The following is a 24,220-nucleotide window of genomic DNA, read 5'->3' on the forward strand; positions in this document are numbered from 1 at the left end:
TAAAGATGGAGCAATCAAAGGGTATTAAGATTGTCTTTTTAATGTGTCTAGGTATCTTTCTTTGTATGATTGATACGACAATTATGAATATAGCTTTACCGGCAATACAATCGAGTGTAAATACTTCGTTAGAAAAGATGTCTTGGGTATTAAATGTTTATACAATGACGATTGCAGTACTTGCCATTCCGTTAGGGCGGATAGCTGATATCTTTGGAAAAGCAAAGATGTATATTCTTGGTCTGGTGATTTTTGGTGGTGGATCGGTACTTTGCGCTTTTGCTAATACAGGTGATTTTCTTATTTTTTCTCGTTTTATACAAAGTATTGGGGCAGCGATTTTATTTCCAACAAGTATGGTAATTGGTGTATCAGCTATGCCATTAGCTAAAAGGCATGTTGCGCTTGCGATTTTAGGAGTAACACAAGGATTGTCAGCTGCTATGGGACCAGTAATAGGTGGAATTATTACGCAAAATTTAGGATGGAGATGGGTGTTCTTCGTTAATGTTCCGGTTTGTATAATAGGAATCGTTTTATGTTGCATCATGCTACAAATAAAAAATGAAGAACGGATTATCTCAAAAATAGATTGGATAGGACTACTATTAAGTAGCACAGCAATTTTTTCATTTACTCTCATATTAGTAAAAGGTAATACATGGGGATGGCAAAGTAATATTGCTTTGTCTTGTTATGCAATTAGCACTATTTCTCTTATTCTATTTGTTTTAGTAGAACGAAAGATTCATAATCCAATGGTGAATTTAAAGTTATTTCAAGATCGAATGTTTGTCGGAGCGTCTATCGTTGTTATATTAAGTAATTTATTTTTAATTGGAGTTACTGTATTGCTTCCAACGTTCTTGACGAAACTACAAGGTCGAACGGAAATTGAAGCGGCTTTTTTAGTGACACCTATTTCAGCAATGATATTTTTTGTCTCACCAGTTGCAGCAACTTTAATTAAAAAACTCGGAAAAGTAACTATTATTTTGTCAGGATTTCTTATTATGGGGCTTTCCTACTATTGGTTGCAAATGATTGATGTTCATTCAACAAATATAGAAATTATTATTCCATGTATGATATTAGGTGTTGGATATGGTTTAGTAGTGGGGCCAATTACAGTTTTAAGTGCGTCTTCGTTTGAAGGAGAATTGTTAACTGCTTCTCAAAGTGTTGTATCAATGTTACGACAAGTCGGAATTGTATTGGCAGTCGCAATATTTGTCTCTAACTTAACTCACAATTTAACTGTAAATAAAGAAAAAGTATATCGTTATGCAGAAGAAAAGGTGAGTACTATTCATGTGAATAGTACTGAGCAAACTGAAATTTTACAAATGACTAAAGAAAAAATAGAGAATCAAAGTTTAGAGTCGAATATAAATAAGAAACAAAATGCAATGACAATGGGATTAAGTAAAGAGAAAAAGGAAGAATTGATTCGCGACAAGACGGATGAAATATTAAGAAAAGTTCCAGTAGAATATAGAGATGTAAAAAGAGAAGAAGTTATGAGGCAAGTGACAAAAGAAGTTGAAAAACAAGAGGAAAGTATAAAGGAAGAAGTACTCACATTTTCAAATGATGTGAATCATTATGCCAAGAATCAGATGGCTATGAGTTTTACAGATTTATATAAAGCAAGTGTGCCAATTATTTTAATTTGTGCTTTCGTAAGTTTGTTGTTTTGGGAAGGGAAAGCTTTGAGTAAAAAGAGAAAGGGAAGGATAGTAGAAGAAGCGTAAAGGAAAACAGGCTGCTATTAGCCTGTTTTCCTTACGTTAGTATGAAAAATCTGGATTTAATTCTTTAAATTTATGACTATAATGCCTTTTATTATTAAAACCAACAAAATCAATTCCGACGCAAGATTCTAAATTTCCGTCTACAATCGTAGAATCCACGAAGCTTAAATGTTTTAATTTTTGTAGTTCTTTAATGAATTGTAGATTTCGTATGTTACCACAACTTGATAAGATGAGAGTTTCTAATTCCGTTAAATAGCGCAAATATTCGTGGTTTTTAAGCTTACTGCAATGGTCGAATTCGATGTGTTTTAAAGTTGAAGCATTGTTTTCAATTTCATCAATATGCTCTAAATTTCTTAAATAATTGAGTTCTAAATGCTTTAATTTAGGTAATGACCTACATCCTTTTAATGAATTAATGTTCCCTTGTGTAATGCTTAGTTTTTCAATTTTTTGTAAAGACATTAATTCTTCAAGGTTCTTTTGTTTCGGTTTGTATTTCCAAATGTATAGTTCTTTTAAGTTAGGACAAGATTCGAAGCCTTTAATGTTTTTATTACACTTTATGTGAAGTTCCTCTAAATTTGTAAAGCTTTCTAGCTCTGTTAAGTTTAGTGGAACTTGTGGTTCTTCTAGTGATAAAGATTTTAAGTTTTTTAATTTATATAGGGATGAATAATCAGTAATATATATACTACTAATGTGTAAGCTTTCAATTTGCGGGCAGTGTTCAAGAAAATTAATATGGTGCAAATTATACCTAAGATCATTAATGTAAACATCAGTAAAGTTGTTTGTATTAATGAAGTCTACGTATTCATCCAGTCTGTTTTCATGGATTTGTACTGTGCCATCCATAACTAAAAAGTTTTGTGGTTTCTTTTTGATAGATATTTGTAAAGGATTCATGTATTGAAATATTTCTGTCTTGTTTTCTAAAATAGTTTTAACACTTCTTTTGACAGTTGGAACATTGTCTCTTTGTTTGTAAGCTATTAAGGTTGACTTTATTTCTGACGGATCTGCTAATAAAATTTTTGGATCCATTTCATGTAGTACATCTTCATTTGCAGGTATACAGCTAACCATTGCATCAAGTGCTATTAAACTTAAAGGGTGTCCTTTTGTTAGCCAAGACTTAATTCGTCTCCAAGTTAGTTGTGATACTGCAGCTAATCGCGCCCAATCGTTATGAAATGATACTGCATGTTCCTCTATCCAATCTAATGTTTCTGATGATTGAAAAGAATGCAGACAAATGAAGGAAGTGGTCGGAAGCTCACTTTTTAATACTGTTTTTAGCCTTTCTATTACTAAAGGAAAGGCTTCTTCAAATGGTAAACAATAAGCTGCAGCGTGAGAAAGAGGTGCAAGTAAATCTTCATCAAATGCCTTCCACAGTTTTCTTATCCAATCTGAGGCGAATTCTCCTAGTATACATATAATAATCTCAAGTAATCTAGTTTTAATTACACCATTCATTGTGTTTGAAAAGCGGTTTATAACAGCATCTAGTACTTCGTTTTGATCGTACCTATTAAGAGCTTCAATTTCTGCTTCTTGAAGAAACCATCTAGTCATGGTGTAATCAAGTAATTCCTCTAAACTAGAGCGAACTTCTTCTAAAGTGGGCACGGGTGTAAGTTTGTGCTCATTCATCTCTAATTTTGGTTGCTTCGCTTTACCATCTTCTTCATAAAAACTATCATGCAAATAATATTTATAAGGTGAGTGAATCATTACAAGGTGGTACCATTCTTTAGGATGTAAAGATAACGAAATAAGACGCTCATGACATTGGTTACATAATTTATAAGGTTGATTTGCTTGATCGGATTCTTCTATTTTATATACTGGATCATGTTTGCAAGCTTCACATAATTCTACTGTTTTTTTCATTGTTTTCTCCTTGCATATTGTGAATAGTAGTATTTTTAATATAGCATGGGATAAGTCGAGTATGATTAGAAAGTTTTTTAGAATGAAAGGAAGGAATGGAAAATGCCATTGAATATGTAACGTTACACATAGTACATTAACAAGAGGGATTAATTTTAAAAGGAGGATGGGGAATTGCTAGATAAGGCAGGGGCTTTAATAGATAATCATGTGTACACAGAAGAAGAGCAACAAAAACTATACAAACGAACGTTAATAATCGTCAGCATTTCACAAATGTTTGGCGGTGCAGGACTAGCTGCTGGTATTACAGTGGGAGCACTTCTTGCGCAGCAAATGCTTGGAACAGATGCATTTGCAGGATTACCAACTGCTATGTTTACATTAGGATCGGCATTAGCAGCTTTCATAGTAGGGAAGCTTTCGCAACGATATGGACGCCGGATAGGTCTTGCAACAGGGTTTATAGTAGGCGGATTTGGAGCAATTGGTGTTGTAATGGCAGCTTTAACAAATAGCATTATTCTTTTACTTATTTCTTTACTCATATATGGTGCCGGTACAGCTACGAATTTACAAGCTCGTTATGCAGGTACAGATTTAGCAGATAAGAAGCAGAGAGCAACGGCTGTTAGTATTACGATGGTAATGACGACTTTCGGTGCAGTTGCAGGACCAAATTTAGTAGGAGTAATGGGTAGTTTTGCTCAATCAATTGGAGTTCCTAAACTTGCAGGTCCGTTCATACTATCGGCAGCAGCATTTATACTGGCGGGTCTAGTTCTTTTTGTTATGCTTCGTCCAGATCCTTTGATTATTGCTAACATAATAGAAAGATATAAACAGGAACATACATATAAAGGACAACCAATAACAGAAGAAGCGAAAGAAAATAAACGAGGTATTACAGTTGGAGCAATCGTAATGATACTTACGCAAATAGTGATGGTTGCGATTATGACGATGACGCCAGTTCATATGGGACACCACGGTCACGGTTTAAGTGCAGTAGGACTTGTGATAGGTTTTCATGTAGGTGCAATGTATCTTCCATCTCTCGTTACAGGAATGTTAATTGATAAAATTGGCCGAACTACAATGAGCATAGCTGGTGGAGTGATTTTACTTGCAGCGGGTGTCATAGCTGCGATAGCGCCAAGTGATTCTTTATTATTATTAATCGTTGCTCTGTCTTTACTTGGGCTAGGATGGAACCTCGGATTGATAAGTGGTACAGCACAAATCGTTGATTCCACAACACCGTCTACACGTGCTAAAACACAAGGGAAAATAGATGTTTTTATTGCGCTAGCTGGGGCTTCTGGTGGAGCAATGTCAGGTATGGTAGTAGCGAATTCAAGTTATGCGGCATTGTCATTGGCTGGAGGCGTGTTAGCGTTATTACTTATTCCTGTTGTGATATGGTCTCGAAAAGGGGCAAGAAATTAAATGAAAAAGAGGTTCTAGTTACTGACTAGAGCCTCTTTTTATACACTTAAATTAAATTCCACTCTACAATAAGCCCTAAATGCGTAAGTCCGCCACCAAATCCGTATAGTAAAAGTGTGTCTCCGTTATTTAATTTCCCTTCTTTTATAGCTAAATTTAAAGCGAGTGGAATGGTGACTGAAGAGGTATTCCCCATATATTCCACGCTCGTTAATGTTTTTTGTATTGGAATTTGAGATTTTTCGCAAATAGATTCGATCATTCGTAAGTTAGCGCTGTGGGGTATGAACCAGTCTATATCATCTACTTGCATATTTACGGTATGTAATAAATCTTTTATGCCTTTTGGTACTGTGCGTGTTGCCCATTTATATACTTCTCTTCCATTTTGAACGATTTTTTCATTTGTTTGCAGTGGTGTGCCATTCATAGTAGTAGATAAGTTTGTTCTATATAGATGAATGCCGCCATCACCGTTTGTTCCCATGTGAGCAGCGATAAAGCTTTGGGTGTTTTCATCTCTTTCTAATAAAATAGCTCCAGCACCATCACCGAATAAAATACAGGTCGTTCTATCGGTATAATCAGTAACTTTAGATAATGTCTCTGTCGCTACGACAAGTACTTTTTCATGTGAACCAGAAGTGATTAAGCTATTACCGACGTGTAGTCCATATGTAAAACCAGCACAAGTTGCATTTAAATCAAAAGCTAGTGTATGAGGTATGTTGAAGTATTGTTGTATTTGGCAAGCAACACTAGGGAAAACGTAATCAGCAGTAGTAGTAGCGACAATGATACAGTCGACATCTTCTAAGTTTTCCTTATATGTTGTACATAAATTTTCAATTGCTTTAATGGCTAAGTTTGAGGAGTATTCTTCGTCGCTAGCGATTCTTCTTTCCTTCATTCCTGTTCTTTGTACAATCCATTCATCATTCGTATGGACCATCTTTTCTAAATCGTTATTAGACAATATTTGATCTGGAACATAAGTACCAATTGCAGTAATACGAGATTTAGAATGCATAGGAACATCTCCTAACTTTTATTTTTATAACCTGATACTAATATCAGGTTATAAAAATGTCAATAAAGATTTTTGTTGTATTAAAACGATAATACTTAACTTACTATGAAGGAATTTGGCGAGTGCTGTAAAAATAATATACGAGAAGTTTCTAAAATTGATAATGAAGGGAGTTAAGCTCCTTGAAAAGGATTTTACACATGTTTCCTGTCATCATCATTTGTAGCTTTATTCTTATTATTTTTCCTGAGAAATCTTATGCTTGTGATTGTATTAAAGTATCAACAGAAGATGCATTTCAAAAAAACGATGTAGTGTTTGAGGGAAAAGTAATTGAGGTTGGAAGGAAAGAAGAGGTTGGAACTGAAGTGTTATTTGAAGTGAAGAAAATTTGGAAAGGGACAACTTCTTCGCAAATTATCGTATATACAAAGGGTGGTGATTGTATGTTTCGCTTTGTAGAAGGAGGAGGGTACTTAGTATTTTCTACTCAAAGAGGATCAGAAAAACAATTACACACAAATAGTTGTAGTGGAACGAAGAGATTGGATGAGGCAGGGGCGGACAAAGCGGCTTTAAGTCAAATTGCAAAAGAGTCTGTTCCGACGAAGAAAGTGGATTTAAAAGGTGAGATGGTGAGCGGTTTAAATTGGCGGCAAGTTGCTATTATTTCCATTGGTTTGTTATTGATGATTGTTTTTGTTATTTTTATTGTGAGAAAAACTCGCAAAAAATGACGATTAAAGTAAAAATATAAAGATTTTCTTTAGTGTGATATAGGTTGTTAAACCTTGTGAAAGCGAATTACTTATGCTACACTTTATGTAACTTAAAATGAACGGAGGGGCTTCCTTTGATCTTAATCAGATTACGTCTCAATACTTTGTGCCAATAATTGAATAGCGCTCAAAGGCTCTGTCTGTGTACAGAGTGAACGGGATTGGTCTGCCTATTTTAAAGGAACCCTTTATTAAGCTTATATGTGAAAAAGAGGGAGGGACGAATACGCCCTCTTTTTGTTTTGCCTTTATAAATAGAATGGGATTGTATAAGTGAACACTTACTGTGGATACGTATACAATCTTGGGACTTTTTGACTATAAAATAGGATGAAAGCATAGCTTTCTTCTATTTCTTTGGTGAACCCTTATCCGTTTACGAAAACACAGGCAGCGACCTGTGTTTTTTATTTTACGTAATCGAAATGGAGGAATAAATATATGGAAGAAGTATTACAAAGAGCAGTTTTAGTTGGAGTAAATGTAGGTAATGAAGATGATTTTGCATATTCGATGGAAGAGTTAACAAATCTTGCGGAAGCTTGTGATGTAGAGGTAATTGGGCAAGTAACGCAAAATTTACAACGAGTAAATCCATCGCATTATATCGGAAAAGGAAAGATTGAAGAAGTTGCAGCGTATGTACAAGAAATAGATGCGAATATGGTTATCTTTAATGATGAATTATCTCCTTCACAAATTCGAAATTTAGAAGAGGATTTAGATTGTAAGGTAATTGATCGTACCATTTTAATTTTAGATATTTTTGCGCAACGTGCGAAAACGAAAGAAGCACAGCTACAAGTAGAAGTAGCACATCTTCAGTATATGATGCCTCGTTTAATCGGTCTTCGTGAATCGTTAGGGAGACAGAGCGGCGGCGTTGGTACGAAAAATAAAGGTGTCGGTGAAAAGAAGTTAGAGTTAGACCGTCGTAAAATTGAAGAACAAATTTCAGTTTTGAATAAAGATTTAGAAGCGCTCGTTGCCCAGCGTCAAACGCAGCGAAAGCAGCGTAAGAAAAATGAAATACCTGTTGTAGCATTAGTAGGTTATACGAATGCAGGAAAGTCAACGACGATGAATGCAATGCTTGAAATTTATAATGGTACAGAAGAAAAACAAGTATTTGAAAAAGATATGTTATTCGCGACGTTAGAAACATCTGTACGAAATATTGATTTGCCAGATAATAAATCATTTTTATTAACAGATACAGTTGGATTTGTAAGTAAATTACCACATCATCTTGTGAAGGCGTTCCGTTCAACGTTAGAAGAAGTAGCGGAAGCAGACCTACTTATTCACGTTGTAGATTACGCAAATCCAAATTATGAACAATTAATTGATATTACAAATGAAACGTTAAAGAAAATTGGAGTAGAAAATATTCCAACGATCTATGCTTATAATAAATCAGATATGGTAGATGTTGAAATTCCGAAAGTGCAAGAAGATCGCGTTTATTTATCAGCGAAGAAACATGTTGGAATTGAAGAACTTGTAGAAATGATTCGCTCACACATCTATAAAGAATATACGAAGTGTGAAATGTTAATTCCATATGATCAAGGACAGGTAGTTTCGTATTTCAATAATCATGCACACGTTTTATCTACGAGTTACGAAAACGAAGGTACCAAATTACAAATAGAATGTAAGACAAGTGATTACGAGAAGTATAAGCATTTTGCAATTTAATGTAAGAGGCAACCCAGTATGTGATTGGGTTGTCTTTTTTTTTGTACTGTTTTACCGCTGAAAGTTACAAGGATGCAAGCCAATGACGGGAGTTAAGTTATATTTCTGGAAAAAGAAATGAAAGCAGTATAGAATAGAAATGTTTCAAAAGTCAGAATTTATTACACCTACTGTAATAAATATATATTTTGTACAGAAAGGGGAGATTCACATATGCAGGCAGTTTCACACAAAAAAACTGTAGAAACACCGACAATATATCGAATTTTATTTGCGATTAGCTTTGGGCATTTTTTAAATGATTCGATGCAAGCAGTTGTGCCGGCGTTGTTTCCTATTTTGGAAAAAACGATGAATTTATCCTATATGCAAGTAGGGTGGATTGCGTTTGCATTAAATATGACGTCATCGATTATGCAACCGGTGTTTGGTATGTATTCAGATAAGAAGCCGTCACCATTTTTATTACCACTCGGCATGTTTTCAAGTATGCTTGGAATGATTGGACTCGCGTTTGCACCAAACTTTATTATTGTTATTATTTCTGTTTTATTTATTGGTTTAGGTTCCGCGGTCTTTCATCCAGAAGGCGCTCGTGTTGCGTATATGGCGGCAGGTGCAAAACGAGGGTTAGCGCAAGCAATTTATCAAGTTGGGGGAAACACGGGGAATTCTCTAGCTCCTATTTTTACAGCGCTAATTTTCGTTCCACTCGGTCAAATTGGTTCATTAGGTTTTACAGCATTTGCAGCAGTAGGAATTGTATTATTAATTTTCGTATCGAATTGGTACAAAAATGAATTAGCAACCGGTGCTGTAAGAAGGAAAAAGAGGGCTGCACTTGAGGCGGAAAATGCAATTGTAAGTACACACATTAAATTCGTTATTATACTTCTTGTTTTTCTTACTTTTGTACGCTCTTGGTACGGTGCTGGTATCGGGAATTTCTATCAATTTTACTTAATAGAGCATTACGGTTTATCTATAAAAAATGCCCAGTATTTCGTATTCGCATTTATGATTGCTGGTGTGTTAGGAACTTTCTTCGGAGGACCGTTAGCAGATCGATTTGGTAAGAAAAATATCATCGTATTTTCAATGTTAGGTTCAGCGCCACTTGCACTGTTATTACCACATGTCTCACTTGTGTGGGTCGTACCGTTATTTTTATGTATCGGTTTTATTAGTTCAAGTAGTTTTAGTGTAATTGTTGTATATGCACAAGAGCTTGTACCTGGAAAAGTGGGAATGGTGTCAGGATTAATCGTAGGTCTTGCGTTTGGACTTGGAGCATTAGGTGCTGTAGTTCTTGGGAAATTAGCAGATATATATAGCCTGCAATTTATTATGCTATTATGTAGTTGTCTACCATTAATTGGACTCACTTCATGGTTACTGCCAAGTGATAAGAAAACGATAGAATAGGGGATGCGCTATGAAATTGTGTGAAAACGTTACGGAATTAATAGGAGATACACCTGTCGTCCGATTATCTAAATTTATTCCGGAAGACGCAGCAGATGTGTATGTGAAACTAGAAATGTTTAATCCATCGCGCAGTGTGAAAGACCGTGCTGCTTATAATTTACTTCACGTTGCAGAAGAAAATGGTCTCATCAAACCAGGAGATACAATTATTGAACCGACAAGCGGGAATACAGGGATTGGTTTAGCGATGAATGCAGCAGCTAAAGGGTATAAAGCGATTTTAATTATGCCAGATAATATGTCAAAAGAGCGTATTAATTTATTGAAAGCATACGGAGCAGAAGTAGTTTTAACACCAGCAGAACAAAGAATGCCAGGAGCAATTGCGAAGGCGTTAGAACTGCAAAAACAAATACCGAATAGTTTTATCCCGCAACAATTTGAAAATCCAGCTAATCCGAATATTCACCGTTATACGACTGCGCTTGAAATTTACGCACAAATGGATGGAGAGCTGGACGCTTTTATTGCAACGGCAGGAACAGGCGGAACGATTACAGGGACTGGTGAAACGTTAAAAGAGAAATTACCAAACTTATATATTGCAGTAGTGGAACCGAAAGGATCTCCCGTTTTATCAGGTGGTGTACCAGGTCCTCATAAACTAGTAGGAACAAGCCCAGGGTTTATCCCGAAAAACTTAAATACAGAAGTGTATAACGAAATTATTCAAATTGCAGACGAAGAGGCTTTAACGACAATGAGAAACTTAGCTAGACAAGAGGGATTATTAGTTGGGCCGTCTTCCGGAGCATCTGTTTACGCTGCAATCATGATAGCGAAACGTCTAGGCGCTGGTAAAAAAGTTTTATGTATTGCGCCTGATACAGGTGAACGTTATTTGAGCATGGGGTTATTTGAATAAAAAGGATAGAAACACCTTAATAGTGAATAGCTACTATTAAGGTGTTTGTTTTATGGAATGAAGAGGGGAGAAGAACAATGAAACTATTAAAACCAACCCATGAATATAGTGAGCATATTAAAGCGTATAGACACGCGTTTTTAAACTCAGGGGAACAACCACATGGAAGTAGTTCTTTACAAAACTTTGATTCTCTTGATGAATGGTTTGAAAAAGTGAGTAAACAAGAACTAGGAGAAAATTTACTAGCTAATCGAGTGCCATCTAGTCAGTTTTTAAGTTTTGAAAAAGGGGAACTTATAGGTTTTGTGAATATTAGACATAGATTAAATCCAGAATTATTACGGGAAAGCGGTCATATTGGATATAGTGTCCATCCAAATAAACGTCGCCACGGTTACGCTACGAAACAACTACAACTTGCATTAGCTGAAGCGCAAAAATTAGGATTGCAGAAAGTATTAATAACTTGTGATGAATCCAATATCGGTTCTGCTAAAACGATTCAAAAGGTTGGCGGTGTGTTAGAAAATGAAGTAGTTTCTTCTCGTACTGGTGAAGTTATTCAGCGCTTTTGGATAGAAATATGATGTAGTAGGAATTTGAAAAGGTAATGCAAGCTATAATATCGAAATAGATAAATGCAGTATAGGGGATTACTGCAATTTTAGGGGGAAATGAAATGGGATTAAAAGAGAAAGCAATAGAGATGTCAGAGATCTATAGGCAAAATCCGAAAGTAGAAGCCATTATTTTAGCGGGTTCAGTAGCTAGAAAGCTTGAAGATGAACATTCAGATATAGAATTACATATTTTATGGTCAACACCGCCAGAAGATGAGGATCGTAGGGCCCCTATTCATCATATTGATGGGACAATATTATCGTATCATCCGTATGAGGAAGAAGAATGGTCGGAAACGTATTTAACGAAAGAGGGAATTAAATTAGAGATTAGTAACTTTTTAACAGAGACGGTAGAGAAAGTGATTTCGGATGTGGTGGATCAATATGATATAAGTTATGAAAAACAATGTATTGTATCATCCGTTCATGATGGTGTTAGTTTGTATGGAGAAGGGAAAGTGAATGAATTAAAAGATAGAGTAGTGGTATATCCAGATGAACTAGTAAAACGAATGATTTCAGAAAATCTATGGTTAAGTAATCGTTGGCACAATCGAAAGGCGCTTTTAAAACGGAAAGATTGGCTTATGCTTTATGATGTTATTTGCGAAGTACAAAGGAACGTATTCGGTGTTTTATTTGGTTTGAATAAAATGTATGTACATCATCCAGCGTTTAAATGGATGCCTAATAATGTGGAACGAATGACTATTAAACCTGAAAATTTATATGAACGTATGGCGGACACATTAATAGGGAGTCCAGAAAATAGTGTGCAGGAGTTAGAGTTGCTAATAGAAGAAGTGTTGCAACAAGTTCATACATACGCGCCAGGAGTAAATGTGGATGAGCAAGAAAAATCTATTTTTTATTTTGTGAAATAGAAAATAGATTTTTATCGATTGTTCCTAAAAGAAAACTCACATTTTGAATTTTGAAATAGATTGTAATACATAAAAATTCGAAATATAAGTTGACACTATTTTTAATGTGTGATAAAAATGATAGTAATCAATTCGGAAAATAATATTTGGGCAATGAAAGGGTATAGTAGTGAATATCTCCCTATTTCAGAGAGCTGATGGTTGGTGTGAATCAGTATATAGATTATTCATGAAGTTCGTCCTGGAGCATCTTTCATAAATCTCGCATTATGAGGAAATGAAAGACGGTAGTTTATACCGTTATCAAATAAAGTGGTGAAGATTTTTTCACAACTAGGGTGGTACCGCGATATTTATCGTCCCTACGTATTTACGTAGGGACGTTTTTTATTTAGGTCCTAACTTTGGTGTGTCTTCATAACTAGGGTGGTACCGCGATATTTTATCGTCCCTACGTTTTTGCGTAGGGGCGTTTTTATTTAGGTGGTTTCTTAGTGTTCTTCACAACTAGGGTGGTACCGCGATATTTTTGTCGTCCCTACGTATTTACGTAGGGACGTTTTTTTATTAGGGAGGAAGTGAACGTATTAGAAAAGAGTATTGATAGAACAATATAAATACCGAATTGTAACAAAGAAAAAGAGATAGAGAGGAGATTAACAAATGAATTCACAGCAATGGACATCGAAATTAGGTTTCGTATTAGCTGCAGCAGGTTCGGCAATTGGTCTTGGGGCGATTTGGAAATTCCCATATATGGCCGGCATTGGAGGAGGCGGAGCGTTCTTCCTAATTTTCATCGGTTTCACATTATTAATTGGTTTACCGCTATTATTAGCTGAATTTGTTATTGGAAGAAGTACACAAAAAGAGGCTGTCGATGCATATAGAGAGATTGCTCCTAAAACGTTATGGCCTTGGTTAGGTAAATTAGGAATTGTAACATGTTTCATATTACTTTCTTTCTACAGTGTTGTAGGAGGCTGGATTTTATTATATTTATGGAATGCAATTACAGGTAGACTATGGGAAGGAAATGGAGCATACGAAGCTACGTTTGGTGAAATCATTTCCAATCCATATTTAGCAGTTGGATCACAGCTATTATTCATCCTTATTACTATTTTTATCGTAAGTAAAGGTGTACAAAATGGTGTTGAAAAAGTAAATAAATATTTCATGCCAGCATTATTCGTTTTATTCTTTGTATTAATCGTTCGTGCACTTACATTAGATGGTGCTGGAGAAGGCGTTCGTTTCTTCTTACAACCTGATTTCTCACATGTAACATCAGAAGTTATATTATACGCAATGGGGCAATCGTTCTTCTCATTATCTGTCGGGGTAGCCGTTATGGTAACGTATAGCTCATACTTACCGAAAGAAGAAAGCTTACCACGTTCAGCATTTTCTATCGTAGCCTTAACTCTTGTTATTACATTACTTGCAGGACTTGCAATTTTCCCAGTTGTGTTCGCATTTGGAATGGAACCATCTCAAGGGCCGGGACTATTATTTATCGTTTTGCCAGCTATTTTCAGTAAAATGGCGTTCGGAAAATTATTCTTCATTGTTTTCTTATTACTATTCTTCTTCGCTACGATTACATCAGCAATTTCGATGTTAGAAATTAGTGTTGCATCGTTAACATCAAAAGGTAAAGGGAAACGTGAAAAAATGGCCTTAATCGTAGGGTTATTAATCTTCGTTGTTGGGGTACCATCAGCATTATCATTCGGTATATTAAGTGATCTGAAGATTTTCGGAAAGACAGTCTTTGATTTAGCGGACTATGCAGTAAGTAACGTTTTAATGCCACTTGGTGTATTATTAGTTTCTATCTTTGTTCCTTTAAAAATGAAGAAAGATGTATTAATGAAAGAGCTAGGTGTAAGTAAAAATAAAGGTTATAAACTATTCGTATTATGGTTATTCTTACTTCGTTATATCGCACCAATTGCGATTATTATCGTATTCTTAAATGTACTTGGCATTATATAAAAAGAAAGGTAGCGTATCATACATAGATACGCTACCTTTTTATTTTGCTCTTTTTTGCAATTCATTTACTGTTACGAACTGATAGCCCTTCTTAGATAAAGAATCTAAAATACCTTCAATCGTTTGTAAATTTTCATTAGACTCATCATACATAGAATGCAGTAAAATGATAGAACCTGGTTTTACATTTTTATTAACATATTCAATTTTATCAGCTGCAGATTTATAAAAAGTATCGGGCTCAAGATCCCATATAATCGTTTCGATATTATTTTTATTTAAATAATAGGGTAGTCCAATTAATTTTTTTCCGTTAGGGGGCCTAAAATCAATTTCGTCTGTAAATCCTGTTTGGCGGATTAATGAATTCGTTTTTTCTATTTCATCTTTAATAAAAGAAGGTGTTTTGAAAACCATTCTATTATGAGAATATGTATGGTTTCCAAGTTGGTGCCCAGATTGCGCGATAGCTTCTCCTAACGATAAATTTTGCTCTAATTCATTTCCAATTAAAAAGAAAGTAGCTTTAGCGTTGTATTTATCTAGTAGCGGTAATATTTGTTTTACATTGTTAGTAGGGCCATCATCAAAAGTTAAAGCAATCACTTTTTCATTTGTTTCTACGCGTTGTGTTAAATCTCCAAATAATTGAAAGCTTCTTGCGTTCATCAATTTGTATGTTCCGAATAATGCCGTGATAATAAAGAATAGTGTAACGATTGTAATAATAATTTTTTTCTTCATAATGTAACCTCACAATGATTTTTAATTCAGTTAAAAAGTATTATATCAAACTAAGTAATTTCGTGCTTTAAGAAGGGTGTGGATGCAAGGAGAAGGAATTTATCATATAATAAAATGCAAAAGGTATATTAGGAGGTGTTTATATGGCGATTATAATTCAATTGCCAGACACTGCAACGTCTCATGCAAAGCCAAGTATGGAAATGGCGATACTTTGCGTGAGGTAGACAAGTAATATACAATCGCCTATATGAGCTCGTATCATTTTTTATATTTGGCTTTGCACCTTATTGAAATGGACCATAAAAAATAAGGGGCGAGCAGAAATGAAATACGTAAAAGCTAATGCTGTTTTACCAGAGAGTTTAATTACTGAAATTCAAAAGTATATACAAGGTGAAACAATTTACATTCCGAAACAAGAAACGAAACATTATAAATGGGGTACACGATCTGGCGGAAGAAAACAACTAGATGAAAGAAATAAAGCAATTAAAGAAGCGTTTAAAAGTGGGATCGCTATTCATCAACTTGCAGAAGAATATTTTCTTTCTGGGGAAACGATTAAAAAGATTGTGTATTCTAAATAAGAGGAAAAGAGTCTGATTCATATATTACTTTGAATCAGACTCTTTTTGTTTTATGTGTATTGGATATATGAGGTGTGAACGGGCATGATAATAGAAAAAATGTGCCGTTTTTTTATTAAATGGTATACAGAGCACTTGAAAAGTAGAAAGGTGAACATATATGAATCATATTGGACAAATAACGATAGAGCTTTTAGTTGGTTTTTTTGTTCTATTAATTGCTACAAAAATATTAGGGAAAACACAAATATCTCAGCTAACGCCATTTGATTTTATTTCTGCAATCGTCCTAGGTGAGCTCGTTGGAAATTCAATATATGATCCTAAAATTAAAGTATGGTCTATTTTATATTCAGTATTTGTTTGGGTAATTTTAATTTATACTATAGAAGTGATAACACAAAAAGTAAGAGGAACAAGAAGGTTTTTTGAAGGGTATCCTTCAATTATTATTCGTAACGGAAAGATTGATCGTGAACAATTAAGCGTAAATCATTTGGATATAAACCAATTACAACAAATGCTTAGGCAACAAAAAGATATATTTTCAATCCGAGAAGTTGAATATATGATATTGGAACCGAACGGAAACATAAGCGTTCTGAAAAAAAGTAAATACGAATCTCCTACTATAAATGATTTAAGTTTAAAACATAAGCCTGTATACTTACCAATTTCATTAATTAGTGATGGAAAAGTAGTTAAGGATAATTTGAGGGAAGCGGGATTTGATGAAGGATGGCTTTATAAACAAATAAAGCAAAAAGGAATTACTAAATTTGAAGACGTATTATATGCGGAATGGAAAACAGATGATGGCTTCTTTTGTCAGGAAATGCAGCGGTAGAGAATAAGTGATATATGTAATGTTTGTTTCTAAGTTATCTTTTACATATCAAAAAACGTAATCATTGTATACAATAAAACTAGATCAACAATTTGTATGGAGTGATAAAGATGGAAGCGTTTATTAGAAGTGATCAATATAATTTTATAAAATCACAAGCTTATATTTTAGCAAACGGGCATGCAACGGCAAATGATAGAGGTGTAATTCAAGCGTTAAAATCGCTTGCGATTGAAAAGATAATACATGTATTTGAGAATTTAACGGATGAACAGAAAGAGTTAATTGATACGGTATTAACAGTTCAAAATAGAGAAGATGCAGAATCATTTTTAATGAAAATAAATCCGTATGTAATTCCGTTTCAAGAAGTTACAGCACAAACATTAAAAAAATTATTTCCTAAAGCGAAAAAGTTAAAACTTCCTGATATGGAAGAAATGGATATGAAAGAAATATCTTATTTAAGCTGGATTGATAAGGGGTCAAGCAGGAAATTTATTATAGCGAAAAATGATAAAAATAAATTTGTTGGTCTGCAAGGAACGTTCCAAAGTTTAAATAAAAAAAGCATTTGTTCGTTATGTCATGGACATGAAGAAGTAGGAATGTTTTTAGTTGAAATTAAAGGCGATGTACCAGGAACTTTCGTTAAAAAGGGAAACTACATTTGCAAAGATGGTGTAGCTTGCAATCAGAATATGAAATCGCTAGATAAATTGAACGATTTTATTGAACGCTTGAAGAAATAACGAGAAAACCTCTAGTATTTAAACTGGAGGTTTTTATTTTTTGAAGAAGTAAAATAAGCTTTCTTTGTAAATGTAGATTTATAATGAAATTTGATAAAAATATCTATTATGATACAGTTGCTTATATGCAAGGAGGTAAAACATGGATTACCTTTTATCGAAAGAAAAAGTGAAGCGATGGACCAAAGATATGATAGCGGCGGGGCGTTGTCATACAGTTGGCCTGAAATCGGATGGCACGGTAGTAGCGGTGGGCCGGAATAAAGAAGGGGAATGTAATGTAAGTGGCTGGCGAGATATTGAAGCAGTCGCAGTGGGCAATGTTCATATGGCAACGAACACGGGTAATGCTCATACAATCGGTCTTACATGTGACAGTACTGCGGTAGCAGTGGGTTGGAATAAGCATGAACAATGTGATGTAAACGATTGGCATAATATTGTAGCGGTTGCGGCAGGGTGGCGTCGTACTATTGGCCTGAAATCGGATGGCACGGTAGTAGCGGTGGGCCGAAATAAAGAAGGAGAATGCAATGTAAGCAGTTGGCAAGGTATTGTGGCAGTCACAGCGGGTGACTGGCATACAGTCGGTCTTAAATTGGACGGCACATTGACGACTGTGGGGAATAATCGATATGGTCAATGCAATGTGAGTAGCTGGCGAGGTATTGTAGCGGTCAAGGCTGGGTATCTTCATACTGTTGGTCTTAAACGAGACGGTACGGTGACAGCAGTGGGGAATGATAAACATAACCAGTGTGATGTAAGTGGCTGGCGAGATATTGTAGCAATAGCGGCTGGTACGAATCATACAATCGGACTTAAATCAAACGGTACCGTGGTGGCAGTGGGGTGGAATGAGTATGGTCAATGTAATGTAAGTGATTGGAGAGATATTGTAGCGATAGCGGCTGGTTGTGCACATACAGTCGGACTAAAATCAGACGGCACGGTGATCGCGGTAGGTAATAATGAATTTGGGCAATGCGATGTAGGTAGCTGGCGCGACATTCGGTTGCCTGGCAAATAGTCAATTTACAATAAATCATTAGTAATATTATTCTATTTTAGGAGTAATTATGGAATAGGATATGTAGAAAATAATTAAACTTAAATCTGCTGAATAAGAATCTCTTTTGAAAAGGGATTCTTATTATTTTTCATAAAATGAGGGTGTAAATGGAATTTTTGAACAAATTTTATTTCAAAATTACAGTAGAAGATATAAATTAAAAAGTATAGAGGAGATAAAGGAATGCTTAAAAGGTTTTTACTTTCTTTATCGGATGTTTTACTTATATGTATCGTTCTCTACATAATGTACACAAATTCTTTTAGTTTTGGACAGACGCTAGTAATTTCCATTGCAATCGGAATTATTGGTGGTCTTGCTATTAGAATTTGTAAGGATGTATTCACGTATATAAGATGGACAATTAAACAAAGAAAAAATTGAATATGTTTAATAGTTATTAGGAGGGAATGAAATGACTAAGAAAAAGAATAGAGTGAAAAACGAGATAGTACTTTGGTCACTAACAGCAATTGTTCTATTAATTGTATGGTACTTTTATCAAAAATAAAAACGCATCGTACTCAAAAAGCACGATGCGTTTTTATTATTTTTTTTGCCAATTTTCTTTTATAAAGTCTTCACGACCAGATTCCTTTTGCTCAGTAGCATATTTCTCTGGATTCTTTTTATAGAAATGTTGGTGGTATTCCTCTGCTTCGTAAAAAGGTGCAGCAGGACGAATTTCAGTCACGATTGGATCTTTAAACATACCGCTTTCTGCAAGAGCTTGTTTTGATTTTTCAGCAAGCCCTTTTTGTGTTTCGTTATGATAAAAAATAGCGGTACGATAAGATGGACCACGGTCAAAAAATTGTCCGCCATCATCAGTTGGATCGATTTGTGGCCAATATAAGTCTAGTAATTTCTGATAAGGAAAAATAGAAGGATCGAATGTAATTTGAACAACTTCTAAATGTCCAGATGTTCCAGCTTTTACTTGTTCATATGTTGGGTTTTCTACATGACCTCCTGCATAGCCAGAAAGTACTTTATGAATACCAGGAAGTTCATCAAATGGTTTTACCATGCACCAAAAGCAACCGCCTGCGAAGGTTGCGAGTTCGTATGTTTTTTCGGACATTGCTGTAATCCTCCTAAATGTATATGTTTTATATAGTATTATATAAATTGTTTTATTGCGCAATAAAAAAGATTTGAAAATATATGTTTTTTATAAACAAGATCCTCCGCTCACATCAATTAATTGTCCAGTAACCCAGCGGCTGTCTGGAGAAGCAAGGAATGCAGCAGTATCGGCAATGTCTTCTACTTCACCTAAGCGATTGAAAGCGGAAATAGTAGTAGCGTACTGCTTCATCATCGGGTCGCTCAAGAGTTCTGCATTCATATCTGTTTTAATAAATCCTGGAAGTATTGCATTCACCGTTATTCCTCGTGCTCCAAGCTGTTTTGCTAGCGTAAAAGTCATTGTATTAATAGCGCCTTTCGTCATACTATATGCAACAAAATCAGGTAAAGAAATGCGGGTGGCAGCGGATGAAATATTAATAATTCGGCTATTGTCACGTAAACGTGGCAGTGCTTGTTGAATGATAAAGAATGGTGCTTTTGCATTTACTGAAAACATTCTATCAAAAAATTGTTCAGTCGTTTTTTCAATAAAAGCACCAGGACCAATGCCAGCATTGTTTATTAAAATATCAAATTGTGTTTCACCAGTGCGCTTTTGTAATTCAGTATCTAAAGCTTTATAAAGTTTTTCTACACCGTGTAAGGATTCTAAATTTGCGCCGATAGAAAAAGCTTGGCCACCATTTGATTGAATTTCATGAACAGTTTCTTCAGCGTCATCTTTTCGATTACCGTAATGAACAGCAACCAATGCACCGTCATTTGCTAAACGTTTAGCGATTGCTCGTCCAATTCCTCGGCTTGCTCCTGTAACTAACGCTACTTTCCCTTTTAACATAGTTTCCTCATCTCCTCATAAACTTTATAAGTTTTTCTTTATGTAGTAATGCAAACATACTTAAGTAATATATGAGTGTATGTAAGTAATGCATTCCAATTTTGATTTGAGAAAAAATAAATAGAATGAATTTTGATTTTTTTGAAAAAACATGTTGACAAGGAAAAGAACAACGTCCTATAATACGTGTAACAAATAAAAGTTAATTAAGAATTTTCTAACTTTATATGTTGTATATGCAAAGAAGAGGAAAGTAGATGATTATGATCGTTTCAGAGAGCTACTCCAAGGCTGTGAGGGTAGTAACAATCGAATCATTGAAGATCACCTCGGAGCATCGCTTACGAAAGGGAAACTGAGTAGAGGGCGGCGGCATCGTCTCCGGTAAAAGGACGGAGGTCTGATTGGACCTACAAAGCTTATATTTCGTGAGAAGTATAAGGAAGCTGAGTGGTAACGCGAAACTCTCGCCTCAGCAATCAAAGCTACTAAATTGTAGTAGTTGATTGCTGAGGCGAGAGTTTTTATTTTAAAAAATAGAATAAGAGAATGCGTGGAAGAGGAGAGTAAATGATAAAGATTGTTTCAGAGAGCTGCCCCAAGGCTGTGAGGGTGGTAACAATGCACTCATTGAAAATCACCTTGGAGCACTACTTTTGAAAACTAGTAAAAAGTAGCGGGGTTGTTCCCGATAGAAAAACAAAAGTCTAATTGGACTTGCAGAGCTTATATTTCGTGAGAAGTATAAGGAAGCTGAGTGGTACCACGATTCCCTCGTCTCAGCAATGGATTGCTACAAGTATGTAAGTAATCGATTGTTGAGACGAGTATATTTTTAAGGTTTATATACTGAATATTCTGTTAAAAATACTCATCTCAGCAATCGATGTAGAAATAGATTGCAAAAAATAGAGAAAAAAAGAGGAGCGATGTGAGATGGGAAACCAGTACATTTACATGAATGGGGAATTTGTAGAAAAAGAAAAGGCAGTTGTTTCAGTATATGATCACGGTTTTTTATACGGAGACGGTGTATTTGAAGGGATTCGTAGTTACGGAGGAAATGTATTTTGTTTAAAAGAACATGTGAAACGATTGTATGAATCAGCGAAATCTATTTTACTAACAATTCCAATGACGGTAGAAGAAATGGAAGAAGCAGTTTTACATACACTCCAAAAAAACGAATATACTGATGCTTACATTCGCTTAATTGTCTCAAGAGGAAAAGGTGACTTAGGGCTCGATCCGAGAAGTTGTGTGAAGCCGAGCGTAATTATCATTGCAGAACAATTAAAGTTATTCCCACAAGAATTTTATGATAATGGGCTAAGCGTTGTATCTGTTGCATCAAGACGTAATACGCCAGATGCGTTAGATCCACGTATTAAGTCAATGAATTATTTAAATAACGTACTTGTAAAAATTGAAGCAGCACAAGCAGGAGTGTTAGAGGCTCTTATGTTAAATCAACAAGGATATGTTTGTGAAGGTTCTGGTGATAATGTTTTCGTTGTGAAAGATGGAAAAGTATTAACCCCGCCATCCTATTTAGGAGCATTAGAAGGTATTACGAGAAATAGTGTTATCGAGCTATGTGAGCGACTGAGTATTCCGTGTGAGGAAAGACCGTTCACTCGCCATGATGTATATGTAGCGGATGAAGTATTTTTAACAGGAACAGCAGCGGAGTTAATTCCAGTTGTAAAAGTTGATTCCAGAGAAATTGGAGATGGGAAACCAGGAAGTGTAACGAAACAATTGACCGAAGAATTTAAAAAATTAACGAGAGAAAGAGGAGTACGTGTTCCCGGGCTGACGGAAAGCTTAGCGTAAATAAGGAGAGGAGTTAATGGAAATGAAGCAGCAGTATACAGCGTATGAGAAATTACAGTATGAAGAAATGACAGGCGCTGGGCACGTGATTCAGTGTTTGAAGAAATTGGGTGTAACGACCGTTTTCGGCTATCCAGGCGGAGCGATTTTACCAGTATACGATGCGTTATACGAAAGTGGTTTGAAACATGTTTTAACTCGTCATGAACAAGCTGCCATTCATGCGGCTGAAGGATATGCGAGAGCTTCTGGAAAGGTTGGGGTAGTCTTTGCTACCTCTGGCCCAGGGGCGACAAATTTAGTTACGGGTTTAGCAGACGCTTATATGGATTCGATTCCTTTAGTTGTCATTACCGGGCAAGTTGCAACGCCTTTAATTGGTAAAGATGGATTTCAAGAAGCGGATGTTGTCGGAATTACAGTACCTGTTACGAAGCATAATTACCAGGTTCGTGATGTGAATCATGTATCACGAATTGTGCAAGAAGCTTTTTATATCGCCAAAAGCGGGCGCACGGGACCAGTATTAATTGATATTCCAAAAGATGTTCAAAATGCAAAAGTCACCAGTTTCTTTAATGAAGAAGTTGATATTCCGGGGTACAAACCAGAACTTGTACCAGACAGCATGAAACTTAGAGAGGTGGCTAAAGCAATTTCAAAATCTAAGCGTCCACTTCTTTATATTGGAGGAGGTGTCATTCATTCAGGTGGATCCGATGAACTCTTCGAATTCGCAAGGGAGAACCGGATTCCAGTCGTTTCAACTTTAATGGGACTTGGTGCATATCCACCGGATGATCCATTGTTTCTAGGGATGCTTGGTATGCATGGGACATACGCTGCTAATATGGCGGTAACAGAATGTGATTTACTACTTGCATTAGGTGTTCGCTTCGATGATCGTGTAACAGGAAAATTAGAACTTTTTTCTCCAAACTCGAAAAAAGTACATATTGATATTGATTCTTCTGAGTTTCATAAAAATGTAACTGTAGAACATCCGATTGTTGGTGATGTAAAAAAAGCGTTACACATGCTGTTACATATGTCTATTTATACACAAACAGACGAATGGCTTCAGAAAGTAAAGACATGGAAAGAAGAATATCCACTTTCTTATAAGCAAAAAGAATCTGAGTTAAAACCACAGCATGTGATCAACTTAGTAAGTGAATTAACGAATGGTGAAGCGATTGTCACAACAGAAGTAGGTCAGCATCAAATGTGGGCTGCTCACTTCTATAAAGCAAGAAAACCTCGGACGTTCCTTACCTCTGGAGGATTAGGAACAATGGGGTTTGGTTTTCCAGCAGCAATTGGTGCTCAGCTAGCTAAAAAAGAAGAACTTGTCATTTGTATTGCAGGTGACGCTTCTTTTCAAATGAACATTCAAGAACTACAAACAATTGCTGAAAATAACATCCCTGTAAAAGTATTTATCATAAATAACAAATTTTTAGGGATGGTAAGGCAATGGCAAGAAATGTTTTATGAAAATCGTTTATCAGAATCAAAAATTGGATCACCAGATTTTGTGAAAGTAGCAGAAGCTTATGGAGTAAAGGGATTAAGAGCAACAAATTCAACCGAGGCAAAACAAGTGATGTTAGAAGCATTTGCTCACGAAGGTCCTGTCGTAGTTGATTTTTGTGTAGAAGAAGGTGAAAACGTATTTCCGATGGTTCCGCCAAACAAAGGGAATAACGAAATGATTATGAAGAGGTGGGAAGAATGAGTCATACTTTTTCACTCGTTATTCATAACGAGCCAAGCGTCTTATTACGTATAAGTGGGATTTTTGCTCGGCGTGGTTATTATATTTCTTCTTTACATTTAAAAGAAAGAGATACTAGTGGTGTTTCTGAAATGAAACTCACAGCAGTTTGTACTGAAAATGAAGCGACATTACTTGTTAGTCAGTTGAAAAAATTAATTGATGTTCTGCAAGTAAATAAATTATAAGG

At 35.5% G+C, this 24,220-nt stretch carries 22 protein-coding genes and 2 other annotated features; of the genes, 17 read left to right on the forward strand and 5 right to left on the reverse strand.

The genetic code is table 11. From position 1 onward, the window contains the following. Positions 1-5: 5 nt before the first annotated feature. Entirely contained in the window at positions 6-1,754 is a 1,749-nt protein-coding gene (locus tag ACUXVC_RS08950) for an MFS transporter (RefSeq protein WP_446026003.1), read from the forward strand. A 36-nt stretch (positions 1,755-1,790) separates the two neighbouring features. Here ACUXVC_RS08950 and ACUXVC_RS08955 read toward each other — a convergent pair whose 3' ends face one another. Next, on the reverse strand, positions 1,791-3,656 hold the full coding sequence (locus ACUXVC_RS08955) for a hypothetical protein (RefSeq protein WP_095691092.1): 1,866 nt from the start codon (positions 3,654-3,656) through the stop codon (positions 1,791-1,793). 174 nt (positions 3,657-3,830) lie between these two features. Here ACUXVC_RS08955 and ACUXVC_RS08960 point away from each other — a divergent pair, with 174 nt between their 5' ends. Then, positions 3,831-5,105, forward strand: a complete 1,275-nt coding sequence (locus ACUXVC_RS08960) for an MFS transporter (RefSeq protein ID WP_016082095.1) — start codon at positions 3,831-3,833, stop codon at positions 5,103-5,105. Between the two features lie 46 nt (positions 5,106-5,151). Here the strand turns inward: ACUXVC_RS08960 and ACUXVC_RS08965 are convergent, their stop codons facing one another. Beyond that, entirely contained in the window at positions 5,152-6,135 is a 984-nt protein-coding gene (locus ACUXVC_RS08965; protein ID WP_340784208.1) for a ketoacyl-ACP synthase III, read from the reverse strand. A 200-nt stretch (positions 6,136-6,335) separates the two neighbouring features. On the opposite strand from ACUXVC_RS08965, the gene ACUXVC_RS08970 reads away from it, so the two are divergent. The 7 genes from ACUXVC_RS08970 (at position 6,336) to ACUXVC_RS09000 (ending at position 14,479) form a co-directional block, all read left to right on the forward strand. Then, a complete protein-coding gene (locus ACUXVC_RS08970; RefSeq protein ID WP_340785039.1) occupies positions 6,336-6,872 on the forward strand; it encodes a cobalamin biosynthesis protein CbiN in 537 nt (178 codons plus the stop codon). A gap of 483 nt (positions 6,873-7,355) precedes the next feature. Further along, on the forward strand, positions 7,356-8,615 hold the full coding sequence (gene hflX / locus ACUXVC_RS08975; protein WP_000393283.1) for a GTPase HflX: 1,260 nt from the start codon (positions 7,356-7,358) through the stop codon (positions 8,613-8,615). A gap of 213 nt (positions 8,616-8,828) precedes the next feature. After that, the gene (locus tag ACUXVC_RS08980; RefSeq protein ID WP_001149399.1) at positions 8,829-10,040 is read left to right on the forward strand and encodes an MFS transporter; all 1,212 of its coding nucleotides are present in this window, start codon (positions 8,829-8,831) and stop codon (positions 10,038-10,040) included. Positions 10,041-10,050: 10 nt separating this feature from the next. Next, positions 10,051-10,968 (forward strand): cysteine synthase A, encoded by a 918-nt coding sequence (gene cysK / locus ACUXVC_RS08985; protein ID WP_098975773.1) that lies wholly within the window; start codon positions 10,051-10,053, stop codon positions 10,966-10,968. A 77-nt stretch (positions 10,969-11,045) separates the two neighbouring features. Next, the gene (locus tag ACUXVC_RS08990) at positions 11,046-11,558 is read left to right on the forward strand and encodes a GNAT family N-acetyltransferase (protein ID WP_098975772.1); all 513 of its coding nucleotides are present in this window, start codon (positions 11,046-11,048) and stop codon (positions 11,556-11,558) included. A gap of 92 nt (positions 11,559-11,650) precedes the next feature. Next, positions 11,651-12,478 carry a DUF4037 domain-containing protein gene (locus ACUXVC_RS08995; RefSeq protein ID WP_053564775.1) on the forward strand — a complete coding sequence of 276 codons (828 nt, stop codon included), beginning with the start codon at positions 11,651-11,653 and terminating at the stop codon, positions 12,476-12,478. Between the two features lie 144 nt (positions 12,479-12,622). Beyond that, positions 12,623-12,845: a binding site (T-box leader), on the forward strand. 296 nt (positions 12,846-13,141) lie between these two features. Then, positions 13,142-14,479, forward strand: coding sequence for a sodium-dependent transporter (locus ACUXVC_RS09000; RefSeq protein WP_001088187.1), 1,338 nt, complete (start codon positions 13,142-13,144; stop codon positions 14,477-14,479). Between the two features lie 39 nt (positions 14,480-14,518). On the opposite strand, the gene ACUXVC_RS09005 is transcribed toward ACUXVC_RS09000, so the two are convergent. After that, positions 14,519-15,223 carry a polysaccharide deacetylase family protein gene (locus ACUXVC_RS09005; protein WP_098975770.1) on the reverse strand — a complete coding sequence of 235 codons (705 nt, stop codon included), beginning with the start codon at positions 15,221-15,223 and terminating at the stop codon, positions 14,519-14,521. Positions 15,224-15,549: 326 nt separating this feature from the next. Here ACUXVC_RS09005 and ACUXVC_RS09010 point away from each other — a divergent pair, with 326 nt between their 5' ends. From ACUXVC_RS09010 to ACUXVC_RS09030, 5 genes are all read left to right on the forward strand, one after another. Next, on the forward strand, positions 15,550-15,813 hold the full coding sequence (locus ACUXVC_RS09010) for a CD3324 family protein (protein ID WP_000878325.1): 264 nt from the start codon (positions 15,550-15,552) through the stop codon (positions 15,811-15,813). A gap of 160 nt (positions 15,814-15,973) precedes the next feature. Then, entirely contained in the window at positions 15,974-16,660 is a 687-nt protein-coding gene (locus ACUXVC_RS09015) for a DUF421 domain-containing protein (protein WP_001015543.1), read from the forward strand. Positions 16,661-16,770: 110 nt separating this feature from the next. After that, the gene (locus ACUXVC_RS09020) at positions 16,771-17,412 is read left to right on the forward strand and encodes a FusB/FusC family EF-G-binding protein (RefSeq protein WP_000387074.1); all 642 of its coding nucleotides are present in this window, start codon (positions 16,771-16,773) and stop codon (positions 17,410-17,412) included. Between the two features lie 142 nt (positions 17,413-17,554). Next, positions 17,555-18,442 carry an RCC1 domain-containing protein gene (locus ACUXVC_RS09025; protein ID WP_340784202.1) on the forward strand — a complete coding sequence of 296 codons (888 nt, stop codon included), beginning with the start codon at positions 17,555-17,557 and terminating at the stop codon, positions 18,440-18,442. Between the two features lie 225 nt (positions 18,443-18,667). Further along, entirely contained in the window at positions 18,668-18,868 is a 201-nt protein-coding gene (locus tag ACUXVC_RS09030; RefSeq protein ID WP_340784200.1) for a hypothetical protein, read from the forward strand. Between the two features lie 163 nt (positions 18,869-19,031). Here the strand turns inward: ACUXVC_RS09030 and msrA are convergent, their stop codons facing one another. Both msrA and ACUXVC_RS09040 read right to left on the reverse strand, forming a co-directional pair. Continuing rightward, the gene (gene msrA / locus ACUXVC_RS09035; RefSeq protein WP_001291883.1) at positions 19,032-19,568 is read right to left on the reverse strand and encodes a peptide-methionine (S)-S-oxide reductase MsrA; all 537 of its coding nucleotides are present in this window, start codon (positions 19,566-19,568) and stop codon (positions 19,032-19,034) included. A gap of 90 nt (positions 19,569-19,658) precedes the next feature. Beyond that, complete coding sequence (locus tag ACUXVC_RS09040) at positions 19,659-20,417, reverse strand: SDR family oxidoreductase (protein WP_340784198.1); 759 nt, start codon at positions 20,415-20,417, stop codon at positions 19,659-19,661. 545 nt (positions 20,418-20,962) lie between these two features. Next, positions 20,963-21,202: a binding site (T-box leader), on the forward strand. Between the two features lie 151 nt (positions 21,203-21,353). Here ACUXVC_RS09040 and ilvE point away from each other — a divergent pair. From ilvE to ACUXVC_RS09055, 3 genes are read left to right on the forward strand one after another with little or no spacing between them, the layout of a single operon-like run. After that, positions 21,354-22,253, forward strand: coding sequence for a branched-chain-amino-acid transaminase (gene ilvE, locus ACUXVC_RS09045; RefSeq protein WP_000528161.1), 900 nt, complete (start codon positions 21,354-21,356; stop codon positions 22,251-22,253). 22 nt (positions 22,254-22,275) lie between these two features. Continuing rightward, positions 22,276-23,991: an acetolactate synthase large subunit gene (gene ilvB, locus ACUXVC_RS09050; protein ID WP_340785036.1), complete on the forward strand. Its 1,716-nt coding sequence runs from the start codon at positions 22,276-22,278 to the stop codon at positions 23,989-23,991. Next, the gene (locus tag ACUXVC_RS09055) at positions 23,988-24,218 is read left to right on the forward strand and encodes an ACT domain-containing protein (RefSeq protein ID WP_000019909.1); all 231 of its coding nucleotides are present in this window, start codon (positions 23,988-23,990) and stop codon (positions 24,216-24,218) included. Before ilvB ends, ACUXVC_RS09055 begins: the two co-directional genes overlap by 4 nt. Positions 24,219-24,220 lie beyond the last annotated feature (2 nt).

The sequence above is a fragment of the Bacillus sp. N6 genome, assembly GCF_052805735.1.

Excerpts from the sequence above, each read along its gene's own strand:
- ACUXVC_RS08950 (WP_446026003.1), top strand. The coding sequence starts at position 6 with ATGGAGCAATCAAAGGGTATTAAGATTGTCTTTTTAATGTGTCTAGGT.
- ACUXVC_RS08955 (WP_095691092.1), bottom strand. The coding sequence starts at position 3,656 with ATGAAAAAAACAGTAGAATTATGTGAAGCTTGCAAACATGATCCAGTA.
- ACUXVC_RS08965 (WP_340784208.1), bottom strand. The coding sequence starts at position 6,135 with ATGCATTCTAAATCTCGTATTACTGCAATTGGTACTTATGTTCCAGAT.
- ACUXVC_RS08970 (WP_340785039.1), top strand. The coding sequence starts at position 6,336 with ATGTTTCCTGTCATCATCATTTGTAGCTTTATTCTTATTATTTTTCCT.
- hflX (WP_000393283.1), top strand. The coding sequence starts at position 7,356 with ATGGAAGAAGTATTACAAAGAGCAGTTTTAGTTGGAGTAAATGTAGGT.
- ACUXVC_RS08980 (WP_001149399.1), top strand. The coding sequence starts at position 8,829 with ATGCAGGCAGTTTCACACAAAAAAACTGTAGAAACACCGACAATATAT.
- cysK (WP_098975773.1), top strand. The coding sequence starts at position 10,051 with ATGAAATTGTGTGAAAACGTTACGGAATTAATAGGAGATACACCTGTC.
- ACUXVC_RS08990 (WP_098975772.1), top strand. The coding sequence starts at position 11,046 with ATGAAACTATTAAAACCAACCCATGAATATAGTGAGCATATTAAAGCG.
- ACUXVC_RS08995 (WP_053564775.1), top strand. The coding sequence starts at position 11,651 with ATGGGATTAAAAGAGAAAGCAATAGAGATGTCAGAGATCTATAGGCAA.
- ACUXVC_RS09000 (WP_001088187.1), top strand. The coding sequence starts at position 13,142 with ATGAATTCACAGCAATGGACATCGAAATTAGGTTTCGTATTAGCTGCA.
- ACUXVC_RS09005 (WP_098975770.1), bottom strand. The coding sequence starts at position 15,223 with ATGAAGAAAAAAATTATTATTACAATCGTTACACTATTCTTTATTATC.
- ACUXVC_RS09010 (WP_000878325.1), top strand. The coding sequence starts at position 15,550 with ATGAAATACGTAAAAGCTAATGCTGTTTTACCAGAGAGTTTAATTACT.
- ACUXVC_RS09015 (WP_001015543.1), top strand. The coding sequence starts at position 15,974 with ATGAATCATATTGGACAAATAACGATAGAGCTTTTAGTTGGTTTTTTT.
- ACUXVC_RS09020 (WP_000387074.1), top strand. The coding sequence starts at position 16,771 with ATGGAAGCGTTTATTAGAAGTGATCAATATAATTTTATAAAATCACAA.
- ACUXVC_RS09025 (WP_340784202.1), top strand. The coding sequence starts at position 17,555 with ATGGATTACCTTTTATCGAAAGAAAAAGTGAAGCGATGGACCAAAGAT.
- ACUXVC_RS09030 (WP_340784200.1), top strand. The coding sequence starts at position 18,668 with ATGCTTAAAAGGTTTTTACTTTCTTTATCGGATGTTTTACTTATATGT.
- msrA (WP_001291883.1), bottom strand. The coding sequence starts at position 19,568 with ATGTCCGAAAAAACATACGAACTCGCAACCTTCGCAGGCGGTTGCTTT.
- ACUXVC_RS09040 (WP_340784198.1), bottom strand. The coding sequence starts at position 20,417 with ATGTTAAAAGGGAAAGTAGCGTTAGTTACAGGAGCAAGCCGAGGAATT.
- ilvE (WP_000528161.1), top strand. The coding sequence starts at position 21,354 with ATGGGAAACCAGTACATTTACATGAATGGGGAATTTGTAGAAAAAGAA.
- ilvB (WP_340785036.1), top strand. The coding sequence starts at position 22,276 with ATGAAGCAGCAGTATACAGCGTATGAGAAATTACAGTATGAAGAAATG.
- ACUXVC_RS09055 (WP_000019909.1), top strand. The coding sequence starts at position 23,988 with ATGAGTCATACTTTTTCACTCGTTATTCATAACGAGCCAAGCGTCTTA.